The sequence below is a fragment of the Hymenobacter ruricola genome, assembly GCF_015694525.1.
Taxonomy (GTDB): Bacteria; Bacteroidota; Bacteroidia; order Cytophagales; family Hymenobacteraceae; genus Hymenobacter; species Hymenobacter ruricola.
In genome coordinates this window covers 72,266-87,506 of record NZ_JADQDM010000011.1, presented here as the reverse complement: position 1 = coordinate 87,506, position 15,241 = coordinate 72,266, and the positions used below count along the sequence as shown (strand labels likewise).

At 65.1% G+C, this 15,241-nt stretch carries 10 protein-coding genes; 7 read left to right on the top strand and 3 right to left on the bottom strand.

The genetic code is table 11. The features are described from left to right. The first annotated feature begins 198 nt into the window (after positions 1–198). The 5 genes from I2H31_RS18260 (at position 199) to I2H31_RS18240 (ending at position 8,519) form a co-directional block, all read left to right on the top strand. Complete coding sequence (locus I2H31_RS18260) at positions 199–1,653, top strand: sensor histidine kinase (protein ID WP_196294497.1); 1,455 nt, start codon at positions 199–201, stop codon at positions 1,651–1,653. Between the two features lie 272 nt (positions 1,654–1,925). After that, positions 1,926–2,624: a hypothetical protein gene (locus tag I2H31_RS18255; RefSeq protein WP_196294496.1), complete on the top strand. Its 699-nt coding sequence runs from the start codon at positions 1,926–1,928 to the stop codon at positions 2,622–2,624. Positions 2,625–2,741: 117 nt separating this feature from the next. Continuing rightward, positions 2,742–6,044, top strand: a complete 3,303-nt coding sequence (locus I2H31_RS18250; RefSeq protein WP_196294495.1) for an AsmA-like C-terminal region-containing protein — start codon at positions 2,742–2,744, stop codon at positions 6,042–6,044. Positions 6,045–6,228: 184 nt separating this feature from the next. Beyond that, the gene (locus I2H31_RS18245) at positions 6,229–8,145 is read left to right on the top strand and encodes a CocE/NonD family hydrolase (protein WP_196294494.1); all 1,917 of its coding nucleotides are present in this window, start codon (positions 6,229–6,231) and stop codon (positions 8,143–8,145) included. Positions 8,146–8,234: 89 nt separating this feature from the next. After that, a complete protein-coding gene (locus tag I2H31_RS18240; protein ID WP_196294493.1) occupies positions 8,235–8,519 on the top strand; it encodes a hypothetical protein in 285 nt (94 codons plus the stop codon). A 136-nt stretch (positions 8,520–8,655) separates the two neighbouring features. Here I2H31_RS18240 and I2H31_RS18235 read toward each other — a convergent pair whose 3' ends face one another. Continuing rightward, on the bottom strand, positions 8,656–9,312 hold the full coding sequence (locus I2H31_RS18235; protein ID WP_196294492.1) for an HAD family hydrolase: 657 nt from the start codon (positions 9,310–9,312) through the stop codon (positions 8,656–8,658). Between the two features lie 171 nt (positions 9,313–9,483). Between I2H31_RS18235 and I2H31_RS18230 the strand changes: the two genes are divergently transcribed. Continuing rightward, positions 9,484–10,056 (top strand): hypothetical protein, encoded by a 573-nt coding sequence (locus tag I2H31_RS18230; RefSeq protein WP_196294491.1) that lies wholly within the window; start codon positions 9,484–9,486, stop codon positions 10,054–10,056. Between the two features lie 222 nt (positions 10,057–10,278). Here the strand turns inward: I2H31_RS18230 and I2H31_RS18225 are convergent, their stop codons facing one another. Next, positions 10,279–10,989: a hypothetical protein gene (locus I2H31_RS18225; RefSeq protein ID WP_196294490.1), complete on the bottom strand. Its 711-nt coding sequence runs from the start codon at positions 10,987–10,989 to the stop codon at positions 10,279–10,281. Positions 10,990–11,439: 450 nt separating this feature from the next. On the opposite strand from I2H31_RS18225, the gene I2H31_RS18220 reads away from it, so the two are divergent. Beyond that, positions 11,440–11,928, top strand: coding sequence for a hypothetical protein (locus I2H31_RS18220; protein WP_196294489.1), 489 nt, complete (start codon positions 11,440–11,442; stop codon positions 11,926–11,928). A gap of 55 nt (positions 11,929–11,983) precedes the next feature. Here the strand turns inward: I2H31_RS18220 and I2H31_RS18215 are convergent, their stop codons facing one another. Beyond that, positions 11,984–15,052, bottom strand: a complete 3,069-nt coding sequence (locus I2H31_RS18215; RefSeq protein WP_196294488.1) for a PAS domain-containing protein — start codon at positions 15,050–15,052, stop codon at positions 11,984–11,986. Between the last annotated feature and the right edge of the window lie 189 nt (positions 15,053–15,241).

The window sequence follows — 15,241 nt, the reverse complement described above, 5'->3', positions numbered from 1 at the left end:
GTTTTAATACCAAATTATCAATGGCTTATACCACTGCCTTCCCAGTGTAGCCGGAGCCACGCGCCGCGCCGCATCTTTACAGCCGATGTCGTTTAGTACTACGGCCCGGCGAAGGTCCCAGACCGGCGTCCTGGCGCACAGCCTTTTATTGCACTCGCCCCAGCTGGTAGCGGGCCACCCCGCCGCCTTTCGTTTCTTATGTCTCTTAAGCTTAAAATCCGCCTCAGCGTCTTTTTGCTGCTCCTGCTCCTGCTGGGGCTGGGCGGCTACGCCTTTTTCACCATCAACTACCTGGAGCACGGCGCCCACGGCATCGAGCAGGCCGATTTTAACCTAGCCCGCTCCACGGTGCTGCTGTTTCTGGTGGCCGGGCTGGCGGTGGGCGTCACCATGATGGTGCGGCTGCCGCGGGTGGTGGTGCGGCCGTTGCGCCGCCTCACCGTGGACGTGGAAAAGGTGGCCGGCCCCGGCCCCGCCACCCGCGTGGGCGTGGGCCGGCGCGACGAGGTGGGCTCCGTGGCCACGGCCGTGAACCGCGTACTCAGCCAGGCCCAGAACGAGCGCCGCGCCACCCTGGCCGAGCTCTTCACCGAGCGCAACCGCATGGACAGCTTGGTGCGCAGCCTCGACGAAGGCCTGCTGCTGCTGGACGAGCACCAAACCATCATCTTGGCCAACCCCGTGGCCTGCGACCTGCTGGGCCTGCGCCAAGCCGACCTAGAAGGCCAACCGGCCGAAAAAGTGGCCGCCACCAACGAGCTGCTGCGCGAGCTGCTGGCCCCGCTGGCCGCCCACAACCTGGCCGGCGACAACGTGCCCGACCCCGTCTTTACCTTTCCGCACAAGGGCGACTCGCCGCACTACCAACTCAGCATCAGCCCCATTGAGATGACCGACGGGCCGGCCGGCAAGCCCGCGCCCGGTGGCCACATTTTCTGCCTGCGCAACGTGTCCGACTTCAAGAAGCTGGACGAAGTGAAATCCACCTTTCTGGCCACCATCTCGCACGAGCTGAAAACGCCGCTGGCCAGCATCAAGCTCAGCCTCATGCTGCTGCAAAACGAGCGCACCGCCGCCGCCGAGCGCCAGCGCCTGGCCGCCGGCATCGGCGAGGAAACCCAGCGCCTGCTCAGCATGGTGGGCCAGCTCATCGACGTGGCCCGGCTCGACGCCGGCGCGGGCATCAAGCTCGACGTGCAGCGCGTGCGCCTGGCCGAGGTCATCGGCTACGCCACCCAAACCGTGGCGCCCCAGCTCGCCGACAAGCAGTTGCAGCTCGACATTCAGCTGCCCGACGTGCTGCCCGAGGTGCAGGGCGACGTGGAGAAAACCACTTGGGTCCTCATCAACTTGCTGTCCAACGCCATCCGGTATTCGCCAATGGGCGCGCCGCTGGTCATCCGGGTGCTGCCGTGGGGCGAAATGGTGCGCGTGAGCGTGGAAGACTGCGGCCCCGGCATTCCGGCCGAGTACCACAAGCGCATTTTTCAGCGGTTTGCAGGCGTGCCGGGCCGCACGGCGCACGGCAGCAGCTCGGGCTTAGGACTCAGCATCTCCCGCGAATTCATCAACGCGCAGGGCGGGACCCTATGGGTTGAGAGTCAGCCCGAAAAAGGCAGCCGCTTTCTTTTCACGTTGCCAGCGGCGGCTTAAATACGCACAAAAAAAGTCTAAGGGTTAAAAAGCCAGCACAAGAACGTCCTGAGCAAAAGCAGCTAGTTGTGCCTCCAACTGAGGAAGTGCCGGAAGCGACATTTTTGAAGCGGTAAGCTAGGATTTTTTTGGCTTGAAACCTACCCGCCGGGCTTTCGCAGGAATAGTTCTGGCTGGTTCCGGTTGTTTGGGAGGGGCGCGCGTAAACCCGACCGTAGCGGGCCCGTTATCGGGCGTCCGGCTTACTTTCTAATTACCCCCACGCCTTGTCCATGTCGAATTTCACCGTTGAGCGCCTGTCTTTCTCTTCCCTGACCGAATTGCCCAACTCCTGGCAAAACTCCGACTATAAGGCCTTGCTTCACAAGATGAATTTCGACGGGGTCGACGCCATTAGCGAGGCCGAGCTAAAGGAAATGTGCCTGATGTCCTTCACCGATTTGGAGCCGCGCGAAGCCGCTGAAATCGTGCTGGGCCACCTCTTTCCGGAGCAGCTGACCGCCGGCCAGGTAGAGAACCTGGCCCACCAGATGCTGACCGAGAAGCTCTGGGAAGAAAACCCCGAAATGCCGCTGCACCGCGGCTTCTACCAAGGCACGCAGCTGCTGCACGACGCGTTCAACGGCACATTCCCCAGCACCAAAGCGGTAGAATTTCGGGTGAAATGCACCGCCGAAAACCCGGAGGACCTGGCTGTATTTGCCGAAGAGCCGGCCGCGCCGCTGCTGCGCCTGCTGGCCCAGGGCCTGCCCGATAACGCGCTGCTGAACCGCCTGTTTTCCAGCCAGCTGGCCGGAACCGAATTTGTGGAAGCCAAATCCATCCTCTGGCAGCTGAATGAGACCGAAAAAACAGCCAGTTCCGTTGTTTTCGACGTGGTGGGCTCGGCCAACTGGCTGGAGGATTTCAAGTACGCCAACGAATACCCGGCCACCACCCACGCCGATGTAGCGGCGACGGCGGAGGAATAATTCCGGGCCCGGAGGCAGGCCGCGGCGCGACGCAGCGCCGCTTTTCACGTATTTGGGCTACTTTGGCGGCAGCGTGCGCGGTAGGTTTCCGCCGCCGCAGTGGCAATTGGGGCTTTTATGAAAAGATTTTCCTTCTGGCGGGTGCTTGCGGCAGTGTTTCTGCTGGTTGTGCTGGGAGGAATAGCGGCCGTGTGGCTGCTGGGCAGCGACTACGGCCGCCGGCTGGTGGCGCAGAAGGTGCGCCAGGTCCTCACCCACGATTCGGAGCTGGTGCTGGAGCCGTTCGCGGTGGAGCTGTCGCCGTGGCGCGATTTTCCGCACCTCACCGCCTCCATTCAGCACATTGCCCTCACCGACACGTCCTACCGCCGCCGGATGCCGGTGCTGCGCATTGCCCGTGCCGACCTGCGCGTGGAGCTGCTGCGGCTGCTGCGCGGGCAGGTACAGGTGCAGCGGCTGGCCGTAACCGACGTGGATTTTCGGGAACGGGTCGACTCGCTGGGCCGCTCCTGGGGGCTGCGCGGCAAGCGGCGCCGGGGCACCGGCAAGCCGCCCGCGCTCAACGTGGAGCTCGACGAATTGGTGGTCAACAATTTCCATTTCAGCTCCCGGAATGACTACCTGCGCACGGCCTTCGGCGCGCAGGTGGACGCGGCGGCGCTTTCGGCCCGGCTGCAGGGCGGCGTGCTGCGCCTGGCGGGCACCCTGGATGGGCAGCTGAGCTACCTGCGCACCCGCGCCGGCACCCTGTTTGAGCGCGAGCCGGTGCGGGCCTGGGTGCACTACAAATACACGTTTGCCGACCGGCAGGGCCTGCTTTACCGCACCCGTGCCACTCTCAACGGCGACACCATTCGGGTGAGTGGCACCCACACCGTGGACCCCAACCGCCCCGAGGGCGCCGTGATGAACCTGCGTTTCGTGGGCAACCAGCCGCTCACCGACGTGCTGCACGCGGCCCTGCCCCCGCGCCTGGAGCCTTACCTGGCCGGCGCCAGCAGCCCCAGCAAGGCCCACATTCACTACAGCATCACGGGGCTGAGCGGGCCCAAAGTGACGCCCCACAACGTGCTGACCTTCAGCCTGCGGGCAGCTAGCCTAAAGTGGCCCGGCAAGGCCCGGCACATCACCCGCTGGGACCTGGCCGGCACCTACGACAACGGCCCGCGGCACAACGTACACTCCACGGTGCTCACGCTGCGCCGCTGCCGGATTTATTCCCGGGCCGGCCGCCTCGACGTGGCCATGACCCTGCGCGACTTCAAGCGGCCCTTCGTGGACGGGCATTTGCGCGGCCGCACCGAGCTGCCGGAGCTGGCCGCGGTGGTATCGCCGGGCCGCTGGCAGGCGCGCGGCGGCGTGGCCGACCTCGACGTGCAGGTGCGCGGCCTGCTGCCCCCGCCGCCCGGCCGCCCCGCCCGGGAACCGCGCAAAAACATGTCGCTGCGGGGCACCGTGAACCTGCGCGACGCCTCGTTTCTGCTGCCGGCCCGCGGGGCCGACTTAACTCACCTGGACGTGAACGTGGGGCTGCGCGACAGCCTGTGGCAGCTTTCCAACGCCGCCGGGGTGCTGAACGAGATGCGGTTTCGGGCCTCGGCCACCACGGTTTATTTGCTTGATTACCTCACCGGGCAGCACCCCACGGCCAGCATCAGGGGCGACTTTGCGGTGGACGAGTTGCGGGTGGCCAGCCTGCGCACGCTGCTGCGGCCCGTGCCGCGCGGGGCGGGGCCGGGCTTCGCGCCCACCAGCCTGCCCAAGCCCCGGCGCGCCCCGCGCGACCGCGCCCAGCTGGCCGCCACGCTCGGCAGCGAGCTGATTCCGCCGGGCTTGCTGCTCGATGCCAACCTGCGCTGCCAGCGCCTGCTGCTGGCCACCGACACCCTCAACGACCTGGCCGTGACCGTGCGCCACGACGGCCAGCAGGTGCAGCTCCTCAACCTGGCCGGCCGGGTGTGGGGCGGCGACGTGCGCGGCAACGTGCACTGGCCCACCGACCCCGACAACCGCGTGGCGCCCGTGGAGTACCAGCTGGGCGTGCATTTTGCCAACCTCAGCTACCGGCAGTTTGTGGCGCGCTTCACCCGGCCTGAGCCGCGGGCGGCCCGACTGGCCAAGCGCCAGGGCAAGGCCCCGGGCGCGGCCGTGCCCGCCCTGCGCGACCTGCTGCTGGCCGCCAACGGCCGCGTGACCCTCGACATCGACCGCGTGCAACTGTCCGAAAGCGAAACCCTGGGCCAGGTGAGTTTGAAGCTGGAAAAAACTGGCTCGCTGCTGCGCCTGCCCTACCTGCGCTTCCGCACGCCGGAGGGCGGGCGCGCCGAAGCCACGGCCACGGCCGAAGTGGAAGGCTTCCGCCTGGTGGCCGCCGACGCCGACATGACCCTGCGCTACACCACCCTGGACGTGACGCATCTGCTGGAGTTTATTGCCAGCCTCACCACGCCCACCGACACCGTGCCCACGGCCCGCAGCCGGGCCCGCAGCGAGCGCCGCGCCACCCGCCGCGCCCTGCGCCTGCAGTCCCCCGAAAACCACTCGCTGCTCTCGAACGGCGTGCTGAGCGCGGTGCTGCGCGTGGAAGCCGACGAGGTGCACTACGCGGCCCTGAGCGGCAGCAACTTCCGGCTCGTGTCGCATTTGCTGGAAGGCGAGGCGACGCTGGACAACTGCTCGGTGGATGCGCTGGACGGCCACCTCAGCCTGAGCGGCTACATGCGCAGCTCGGCCAACCGCGCCCACCACCCCACTCAGCTCCAGATGCGCCTGCAGGACGTGCAGTTGCCGGCCTTGTTTGCCACCATCAGCGGCATGGGGCTGAACGTGCTGGGCGGCGACAACATCCGGGGCAGCCTGCGGGGCGTGGCCGACATTCGCACCGATTTGGGAACGAAGTTCCTGCCCAATCTTTCGGCCACGGATGGCTATCTGAAAACGGATATCAAAGGCTTGGAGCTGCTAAACGTGGAAGTGCTGATGGAGGCGCTGAAATTCATGAAGGCCGAGCGCACCGGGCACCTGTATTTTGAGCCGGTGACGGGCGAATTTCTGCTCACCCAAGGCCAGCTCATTATTCCCGGCCTGCGGCTGAACAGCAACCTGAGCAACCTCGAAATCAGTGGGCACTACGGCCTGGACGGGGCCACCAACCTGTTCATCGGCCTCAAGCCCTTGCAGGCCCTGTTCGGCGACAACAAGAAGCGCATTGAGCGCATCCAAAACGGCGAGCCGGGCAGCCAGTCCGACAACGGCAAGCTCACCTACGTGAACCTGCGCCGCACGGCCCCCAAGGAGAAATACAAAGTCCGCCTGTTTCAGCGCGACGAGCAGCGCTCGGCCATGGCCCGCCTGCGCCAGCAATACCGCGACTACCTCGTCACCCAGCGCCTCGATACCACCATGCGGCGCCTGCGGTGAAGAATTGGCAAGGGATAAGCAGGGAAAAAGAACGTCATGCAGAGCGCAGCGAAGCATCTTTACTGCGATGGTAAACCCTTTCGATTGGATTACTTCCGAGGCAAAGATGCTTCGCTGCGCTCTGCATGACGTTTCTTCATTGCGTTGCTTTCCCCTCCAAACTCGTCTTTCGCCCTTTCCTTTCATGCTTCGCCCCTTCCTTCCTCTTGCCCTACTGGCCGCCCTCTGCGCCAGCGCCCCGGCCGCCCGCGCCCAGTCCCGCGCCCAGGACTCGACCTTCCTGCGGCAGAACTACACCAAGCTCGACCGGCAGATACCCATGCGCGACGGCGTGAAGCTCTACACCACCATTTACGTGCCCAAAGATGCCTCGGCGGCCACGCCCTACCCGTTTTTTATGATGCGCACGCCCTATTCGGCCGGGCCTTACGGGGAGGACAAGTACCCCACCCGCGGGCCGGGGCCCAGCCGGGAGCTGTCGCGGGAGAAGTACATTTTTGTGCACCAGGACGTGCGCGGGCGCTACATGAGCGAGGGCCAGTTTGAGGAAGTGACGCCGGCCCTGCCGGCCGGCAAAACCGCCGCCACCGCCCAGCACGACGAAAGCACCGACACCTACGACACCATTGAGTGGCTGCTGAAGAACGTGCCGGGCCACAACGGCCGCGTGGGCATGTCGGGCATCAGCTACCCGGGGTTCTACGCGTCGGCGGCGCTGCCCAATGCCCACCCGGCCCTGAAAGCGGTGTCGCCGCAGGCCCCCGTTACCGATGAGTTCATTGGCGACGACGTGCGGCACAAGGGCGCTTTTTTCCTGCTCGACAACTTCGACTTCACCAACTATTTCGACGTGCCCCGGCCCAAGCCGGTGGCCGAATACCAGCCGCTGTTCAAGTTCGAGCCCAAGGACGCTTATAAGTTTTTTCTCGACCTCGGCCCCCTCAAAAACGCCAACGGGCCGAAGTATTTTAACAACCGGGCGCGCATCTGGAACGAATACCTGCAGCACGAAACCTACGACGCCTACTGGCAAAGCCGCAACATCCGCCCGGCCCTCACGGGCGTGAAGCCGGCCGTGCTGGTGGTGGGCGGCTGGTTCGACGCCGAAGACCTGTTCGGCGCCCTGAACACCTACAAGGCCATCGAAAAGCAGAACCCCGGCGCCACCAACCGCCTCGTGATGGGCCCCTGGACCCACGGCGCCTGGGGCCGCCCCGACTGGAGCACCTTCGGCCCCCTCACCTTCGGCAGCAACACCGCCGAAACCTACCGCCAGACGCTGGAAACCCCGTTTTTCAACTTCTACCTGAAAGACAAAGGCAGCTTCAATCCGGCCGAAGCCACGGTATTCAACACGGGCACCAATGAGTGGAAAACGTATGCGGCCTGGCCGCCGGCAGCAACCCAAACCCGTTCAATCTTCCTCCAAGAAAATGGCCATTTAGCCATTACAGGACCGGAGAATGAAGTGTCTATGCAGCTTAAGGAATCGCATAATCCTCACATCACCCGACTACCAGTTGTCAATAAAATCATTCCTCCTACTCAATACCTCAGCGACCCGGCCAACCCCGTGCCCTACACCGCCGGCGTGCGCGGCAGCCGCAACAACGAGTACATGATAGAAGACCAGCGCTTCGCCGCCAAGCGGCCCGATGTGCTCAGCTTCCGCACCGAAACCCTGGCCAACGACCTCACCGTGGCCGGACCCATCACGGCCGATTTGTGGGTGAGCACCTCCGGCACCGACGCCGACTTCATCGTGAAAGTCATCGACGAGCTGCCTGATGGCACCCAGCGCCTGGTGCGCGCCGAGGTGATGCGCGGCCGCTTCCGCAACAGCTTCAGCAAGCCGGAAGCCTTCCGGCCCAACGTGCCCACGCCGGTGAAATACGAGCTGCCCGACGTGCTGCACACCTTCCAGAAAGGGCACCGGCTGGCGGTGCAGGTGCAAAGCAGCTGGTTTCCGCTGGTCGACCGCAACCCGCAAACTTTCGTGTCCATTGCCACGGCCGAGGCCAAGGATTTTCAGAAAGCCACCATCCGGATTTACCACGACGCGGCGCATCCGTCGGCGCTGCGGGTGCCGGTGCTGCCGTAGCGGCCCGGCCGCCGGCGCAACCCCAGCCCGGCCGTGGCGCGTAGGAAGGGAATTCTTTTCTTTATCAATTCCTTTCCCTTTTCCACTCCATGAAAATCCTTCCCCTGGTACTCGCCCTCGGCCTGAGCACGGCTGCTTTTGCCCAAACTACGCCGGCCAGCAACGCTCCGGTCGACAACAACACCAACCCCACGGCGCCCTCCAACAACCAGCCCCGCGTGAACACGGCCATGGACGGCTCCAACATCGCCAACAACCGCGACCGGCTTTCGCCCGGCACGGGCACGCCGGTACCCCTCCGCTCCGATGCCGAGAAGAAAGCCCACCGCGACGCCAAGCGCGCTGAAAAAGGCAAGTCTAAGTCGAAACCGTAGTCGACGGCATTACCGCGCCGTCTGTCATCCTGAGCGCAGCGAAGGACCTTCTCACGCCCGAACGACTTGTTCAGGTGGGAGAAGGTCCTTCGCTGCGCTCAGGATGACAGACTTTTTCAATGCTCTTGGCTGCTCACTAGGCCTCCACCAGCCCGCGCACAAATTCATCCCTGAAATCCGGAGCGAAGTGCAGCACGTTGGGCAGGTGGTTGAACTCGGGCACCTCGTGCGTGGTGGTGAGCACCACGGCGGGCATGTCGGCGTTCAGGGCGGCTTCGGCGCCTTTGGGCACGTCCTCGAACACGAGGCAATCGGCGGGCGGCACGCCGAGCTGGGCGGCGGCCTTGAGGAAGGTTTCGGGGTGGGGCTTGCTCAGCGTCACGTCGTCGGCGCTCACGATGGCCCGGAAATAGTGCCGGATGCGCAGGTTATCGAGCACGAAATCGATGTTGAACGGGATGGCGGCCGAGCCGATGGCCATGGGAATGCCCCGCTGCTGGGCGGCTTCCAGAAACGCGGGCAGGCCGGGCAGCAGGGCCAGCTGGGGCCGGTATTCCTGCTGGTAGCGGCGCTCTTTTTCCAGCGAGAGGCGGTCCATTTCCTCGGCCGTGAAGCGGTCGGGGCCGAACATGCGCACCAGCACTTCCTGGTTTTTGCCGTACATCTGGGGCTTCACTTCTTCGTGGGTGAAGTGGCCGCCGAGGTCGTGGTTGAAGAGGTGGCGCCAAGCGCGGGTGTGGTAGTCCATGTCGTGAATCATGGTCCCGTTGAGGTCGAAAATAAAGGCTTTCATATGGCGTAGGTCAGTAACGCGAACTTTGTAGCTCGCGTCCCCGAACGAGACTTACGGCGCGGGGACGCGAACGACAAAGTTCGCGCTACATCCGGCAGCCCGGCCGTTTTTTCGCGGGCCACGTACCTTACGGCTTTCGCCGCTGGCCGCCCCGGCCGGGCCCCGCACCCCATGGGAGACATTCTGCTCGGCACCTTACTGACGGCGCTGGTTTTTTTCTGCTACGTCATCTACCAGGCCCGCACCCGGAGCACGCCCGAAACGCGCAGCCGCCGGCGCTTTGTGCTGCTGGTGCTGCTGGTGGGCGCGGGCCTGGGCTTCGTCACGGCCGCGCTGAACTTTCGCCACCTGCACAAGCACCCGTGGGTGTACGTGGGCAGCATGGTGTTTTTTGCGGCGCAGGCCGGCGCGGCGCTGGCCACCTACCGCCACTCGCGCCACCCCACCCACCGCAACACCCGGCCGGCGGCCCTGCTGCTGTGGGCCACGCTGCTGGCCCAGGTGCCCATCGTTGGCCTCGGCGACTATTCCTACCACAACCAGACACTGGTCAGCTTCCGGCTCAGCGCGCGGCCCCGGCTGGCCTGGGACGTGGAGCCCGGCAGCTACGTGAGCTACCACTACATCCGGCAGCTGTTTCGGGAGGTGCCCTTCGTGCCGGGCCTGAACGTGGTGCCGGTGCTGCTGCTGGCCGGCCTGCTGGCGCGGCGCAAGGGGCCGGCTGAGGTAGGAGTTAGGAGTTAAAAGTTGGGAGTTAAGAGTTAAGAGTTGGGAGTTGGGAGTAAGAGTTAGGAGTTGGGGGCGGCTGTCATCCTGAGCGCAGCGAAGGACCTTCTCACGCCAGAGCAGTTTGCAGTGGCCCTGCTAATTGCAGCTGTGAAAAGGTCCTTCGCTGCGCTCAGGATGACAGCCGCTCTTAACTCTTAACTCTTAACTCTTAACTCTTAACTCCTAACTCCTAACTGACTAGTAGCTCTCTTTCAAATACCCGAAGCCGCGCCACTCGGCCTTGTAGGTTTCGGGGAAGTTGGTTTTGATGTGCTGGCGCAGGGCGCGCAGCATGGGGCGCAGGGTGTCCTCGTCGGCGTTTTTGGTGCCCGAGGCTTTGGCGGTTTCGCCGCGGACGTCGCTGGAAGTGGCGGCCAGCGGGGCGTATTCCTTCGCGATGGGCTTCCAGAAGGCGGTGCCGTACTTGCTAGCGGCGTAGTCGGAGGCGGCGAGGGCGCCCACGAGCTTGGCCAGGGCTTCGGCGCGGGCGGGGCGGCCGCTGGGCAGGCCCCAGTCGCGGCCTTCTTTCACCAGCCCGAAGGTTTCGTAGTAGGCCTCGCCTTTTTTGCGGGAGCCGTGCTGCTCGGTGAGGTAGTTTTTCACGAATTTCAGGCTGGTTTCGGCCTGCTCGTCCAGCTCGCGCAGGCGCTGGGCGGCCGGGCTCAGGTCGTCGTCGGTCGCGGCGGCGGTGCTCATGCTGGCCCGGAAAGCCAGCACGGCCGCCCGAAACTGGGCCTTGCTGCACCAGAGCAGCCCGGGCAGCGGGGAAGCGTCCCAGGCGTCGGCGGCTTTCAGGCCCAGGGTGCCGAGTTCGAACTCGCCCGGGGGGAGGCTGGGGTCGCGCTTGGGCGTTTTTTTGGGGTCGGGGGTAGCGCCGGTGGCCGAGGGCTCGGTAGAAGACGTTGACATAAAACGATGGGTTGAGTGGGTGTAAGTGTGCCCCAAGGTAGGCGCTTTGCCCCGCATCTCCTACACCATAACTTCCGAATTATCAGGCAATTTTTAACGCTTTGCTTCCGCTAGGTCAGCGGCCTGGTTTCGGGGCGTTTCGGGGGGCGCAACCCGTCGGAGTAACCCAAAAACGGCCGTTTCTTGCCTACTCGGAGTCGGAGTGCAGCAGAAACGGCCGTTTTTGGGCTACTCCGGCTTCCGGCGAGCGGAAACAGCCGTTTTCGGTTCATCCGGAGCCGGAGTTCGGCAGAAACGGCCGTTTTTGGCCAACTCCGACTCCAAGTAGGCAAGAAACGGCCGTTTTTGGCGAGGGGCAGCTTCGGCTTCGGGAGCAACGGGGTGGCCGAGGAGGGGCTGGACCGTTACCTTGTGCAGCGTCCGGGCAGCACCGGCCTATTTTATTCCCTAATGGCGACCAATCGACAATTAAAAATTGACTTGCTAAAAGCCCAGAACGATTATTCTCGACTTGTTGAGCAGGTAGTTCAAGCCTTGGCAACCGTGGACCCGAGTGCCCGGGCAACACGTGTTGAACAAGCCGTTGCCAGCCGGGCCTTGGTGGGAAAGCTATGGGACCTTTTGCCCGATGAACACAAATCCTTCCAATTCAAGAGCGGGGAGGAAATGTTGCGTAATGGTCGGGACTATTTGCCCGCCACCGGCCATCAGCAGCCGGTTATTCTGCATTTGGGCTGGGACATTCTGAGTTTTTCCTGCTCATTTGAGGCCGCTTGGCTGGCTTGGCCAGACTTTCACAAGCTGGGCCAGGAGGCGTTCAACAGTTGCGTGTACCCAGCCAACCTAGCGTGGTACATCATCAGAGCAGGCACAAACCTATACCCAATGGTGCTTGAAAATGGCCAGTACTGCCTAAAAACAACGCAAAGCACGTTGTGATGCCCTGCTAAGGCTTGACGCCCGCCCCGGCTGGCGTCACTTCATCCCCTCCCCCCTACAAATACAGCCGGAACGTGGTGCCCACGCCCACTTCGCTTTCCACCTCCACCCGGCCGCCGTTGCTGTGCACGATGCGGTGGACGAGGTAGAGGCCCACGCCCGTGCCCTCGGTGTGGTCGTGGAAGCGGCGGAAGAGGTGAAACAGCTCGTCGCGGTGGCGCTGCGCGTCGAAGCCCAGGCCGTTGTCTTCCACCAGCAGCACAGGGCGGCCGGCTTCGAGCCAGAGCGAGAGGTGCACGCGGCAGGGCCGGGCGGGGTCGTGGTACTTCAGCGCGTTGCTGAGCAGGTTGGCCAGGATGGTGCGCAGGTTGGCGCGGGCGTAGGAGATGGTGGGCCGGGCCGCAAAGTCGGTGGTGACGCGGGCGCGGGCGGCCAGCACCTGCGGCTGCAGCGTCTGAAGCACCTCCTGGGTCAGCTCTTCGAGGTCCACGGTTTCGGCGGGCAGCTCGGGCAGGCGCTGGGCCTGGCCCACGGCGGCCAGGTCGTCGATGGTGGTGGCGAGCTGGTGCAGGGCCTCGTCGACCATGGGCACGAGCAGGTCTTCCTCGTCGGCGTCGCGGAAGGTGGTGGTGTGGCGCAGCTCCGTGAACAGGCCCGCGAGGTTGTTGACGGGCTGCTTGAGGTCGTGGCTGGCCGCGTACACGAAGTTGTCGAGGTCCTGGTTGGTGCGGGTGAGCTGCTGGTTGGCGGCGGCCAGCTCGGCGTTGCGGGCGCGCACGGCCTCGTTGGCGGCGGTTAGCTCGGCGTTCACGCGGGCCAGGAGCTGGCGGGCGGCCACCTGCTCGCTCACGTCGGTGGCCACGGCGGCCACGCCCGTGATGCGGCCCTGGGCGTCGCGCAGGGGCTGGTACACGTAGTTGAGCAGCACCGTGGCGGGCTGGCCCTGGCGCAGCAGCTGGGCGGGCTGCTCCTGCGCCACGTAGCTGAGGCCGGTGCGCAGCACGCCCTCCAGCACCTGCTGGAAGCCCTGGCCCTCCACCTCGGGCAGGGCTTCGAGCAAGGGCTTGCCCACCACTTCCTGGCGGGCGCGGCCCCAGATTTCGCACACGCCGGGGTTGGCCAGCTCGATGATAAGTTCGGGGCCGCGGAACACGGCAATGGCCACCGGCGACTGCTCGAACAGCTCCTGCAGCTGGCTTTCGCGGCGCAGCACTTCTTCCTGCAGGGCCTCGGTGTGGCGGCGGGCCCGCACCTGCTCGGTCACGTTGAAGGCGAAGATGGACACGCCCACCGTGGCGCCACCCTCGCGGTAGGCCTGGTAGGTGAAGGTGTAGTAGGCCTCGGGCAGCAGCTGGCCCGCCGCGTCGTACACCTGCAAGGGCAGTTCGACCCCGAAAAAGGGCTCCCCGGTGGCGTACACCTTGTCCAGCAGGGCCACGAAGCCAAACGTCACCGTTTCGGGCAGGGCCTCGGCCAGGGGCCGGCCCAGCAGCGCCCGCCCCGGAAACAGCGCCTGGTAGCCGGGGTTGAGGTACTCGAAGCGGTGCTCGGGCCCGCGCAGGATGGCCACGCTGGCCGGCGTTTGCTCAAACACCTGGTACATGGTTTCGCGCTGGCGCACCAGGGCCTCGGCGTTGCGCAGGGCCTCGGCCTGCAGGGCTTCGGTGCGGCGGCGGGCCAGCACCTGCTCCGTCACTTCAAAGGCGAAGACCAGCAGCCCGTCAATCTGGCCGTTGTCGCCGAAGCGCGCCTGCTGGATGTAGTTGAAATACCGCTCTTCCAATGCGCCGTCGTCGGGCCGGGCAATGGGGATGAGGATGGCGTGCTCTTCGTGGGTGAGGCCGGTTTCGTACACCTGCCGCGCGGTGCGGTAGGCCTCGTGCGCCGCCAGCTCGGGCAGCGCTTCCGAAATGGGGCGGCCCCGCAGCGCCCGCCCCGGGAACAGCGCCTGGTAGCTGGGGTTCACCAGCTCAAACACGAACGCGGGCCCGTCGAGGATGCAGATGCCGGCCGGCGCCTGCATGAACAGCCGCTCCAGGCGGGCGCGCTGGCGCTCGGCTTCGGCCTGGGCCTCTTGCAGGCGGGTGGTGCGCTCCACCACACGGGCTTCCAGCTCCAGGTTCAGCTCGTGCAACGAGAGCTGGGTGCTGTACAAGGTGTCGTTGCTGGCCCGGATTTCCTCGTTGGCGGCTTGCAGCTCTTCGTTGGCGGCGGCCAGCTCTTCGTTGGCCACGTTGGCCCGCAGGGCGTTTTGGGCCGACTGCTGGCGGGCCCGCACGTGGGCCGTCACGTCGTAGGCAAACAGGAGCAGGCCCGCCACCGCGCCCGCCGCGTCGCGGGTGGCCTGGAAAATGTAGTTGAAATAAATGGCGTCGAGCTGGCCGGAATTGGTGGAGTCAAGGTACACCAGCTCCTCGGTGCCGTAGTGGGTTTCGCCGGTGCGGTACACCTGGTCGAGCCAGCCGTAGAACGGCTGGTCCGGCAGCTCCGGCAGGGCCTGGCGCAGCGGGCGCCCCAGCAGCGGCCGGTGCCCGAATAGCTGCTCAAACAGCGGGTTGGTCATCGTGAACACGTGCCCGGGGCCCGTGGTGCTGGCCAGGCAGGCGGGGGCCTGCGTAAACAGCCGCTGCAGCTGCTGGCGCTGCTGCTCGGCCTCGGCGCGCAGGGCTTGCTCGCGGGCCTGGCTTTCGCGCAGGGCCTGCTCCACGGCCGTGCGGCTGTGCTGCCCCGTGTCGTCGAAGCTCACCAGCAGCCCCTCCCCCACGCGCCGGGCCGACAGCAGAAAGTAATTGTCCAAGCCGTCGCCCTGGTAGTTCACGTCCATCCGCATGGCCCGTCCCGTCTCAAACGCCTCGCGGTGAAAGTCGAAAACGCCCGTTTCCAGCGTGTGCGGGTAGTGCTGCAGGTAGGTGCCTTCGGGCCGGGCGGGCTGCCCCAGAATGCGCTGCGCCGCCGGGTTCAGCAGCTCAATGGTGAAGTCCACCACCTGCCCGCCTTCGTCCCGAATGGGCTTGTAGAGCGCCACCCCGGTCAACGACGCATCCAGCAGTGCGTGCGCCAGGTCAGCCACCGGAAAGAGCGGCTGTAAATCGGTCGGGAGAGCAGGCAGGGCAGAATCGGGCATACCACGAAAGTACACAGGGTGGGAAAAGGCAGCTTTGCATACGCAGAATCGGCTCCGGCAATCGTTCAAAGTTGGGGCAAACGCTCCGGCGGTGCTCCGTCTAATGCAGAGACGCGTGTTCGCGTCCCGGCGCTGGCGTCGTCTGGAAAGCATTCGACCAATCGTTCAACGCCGAGACGCGAATACGCG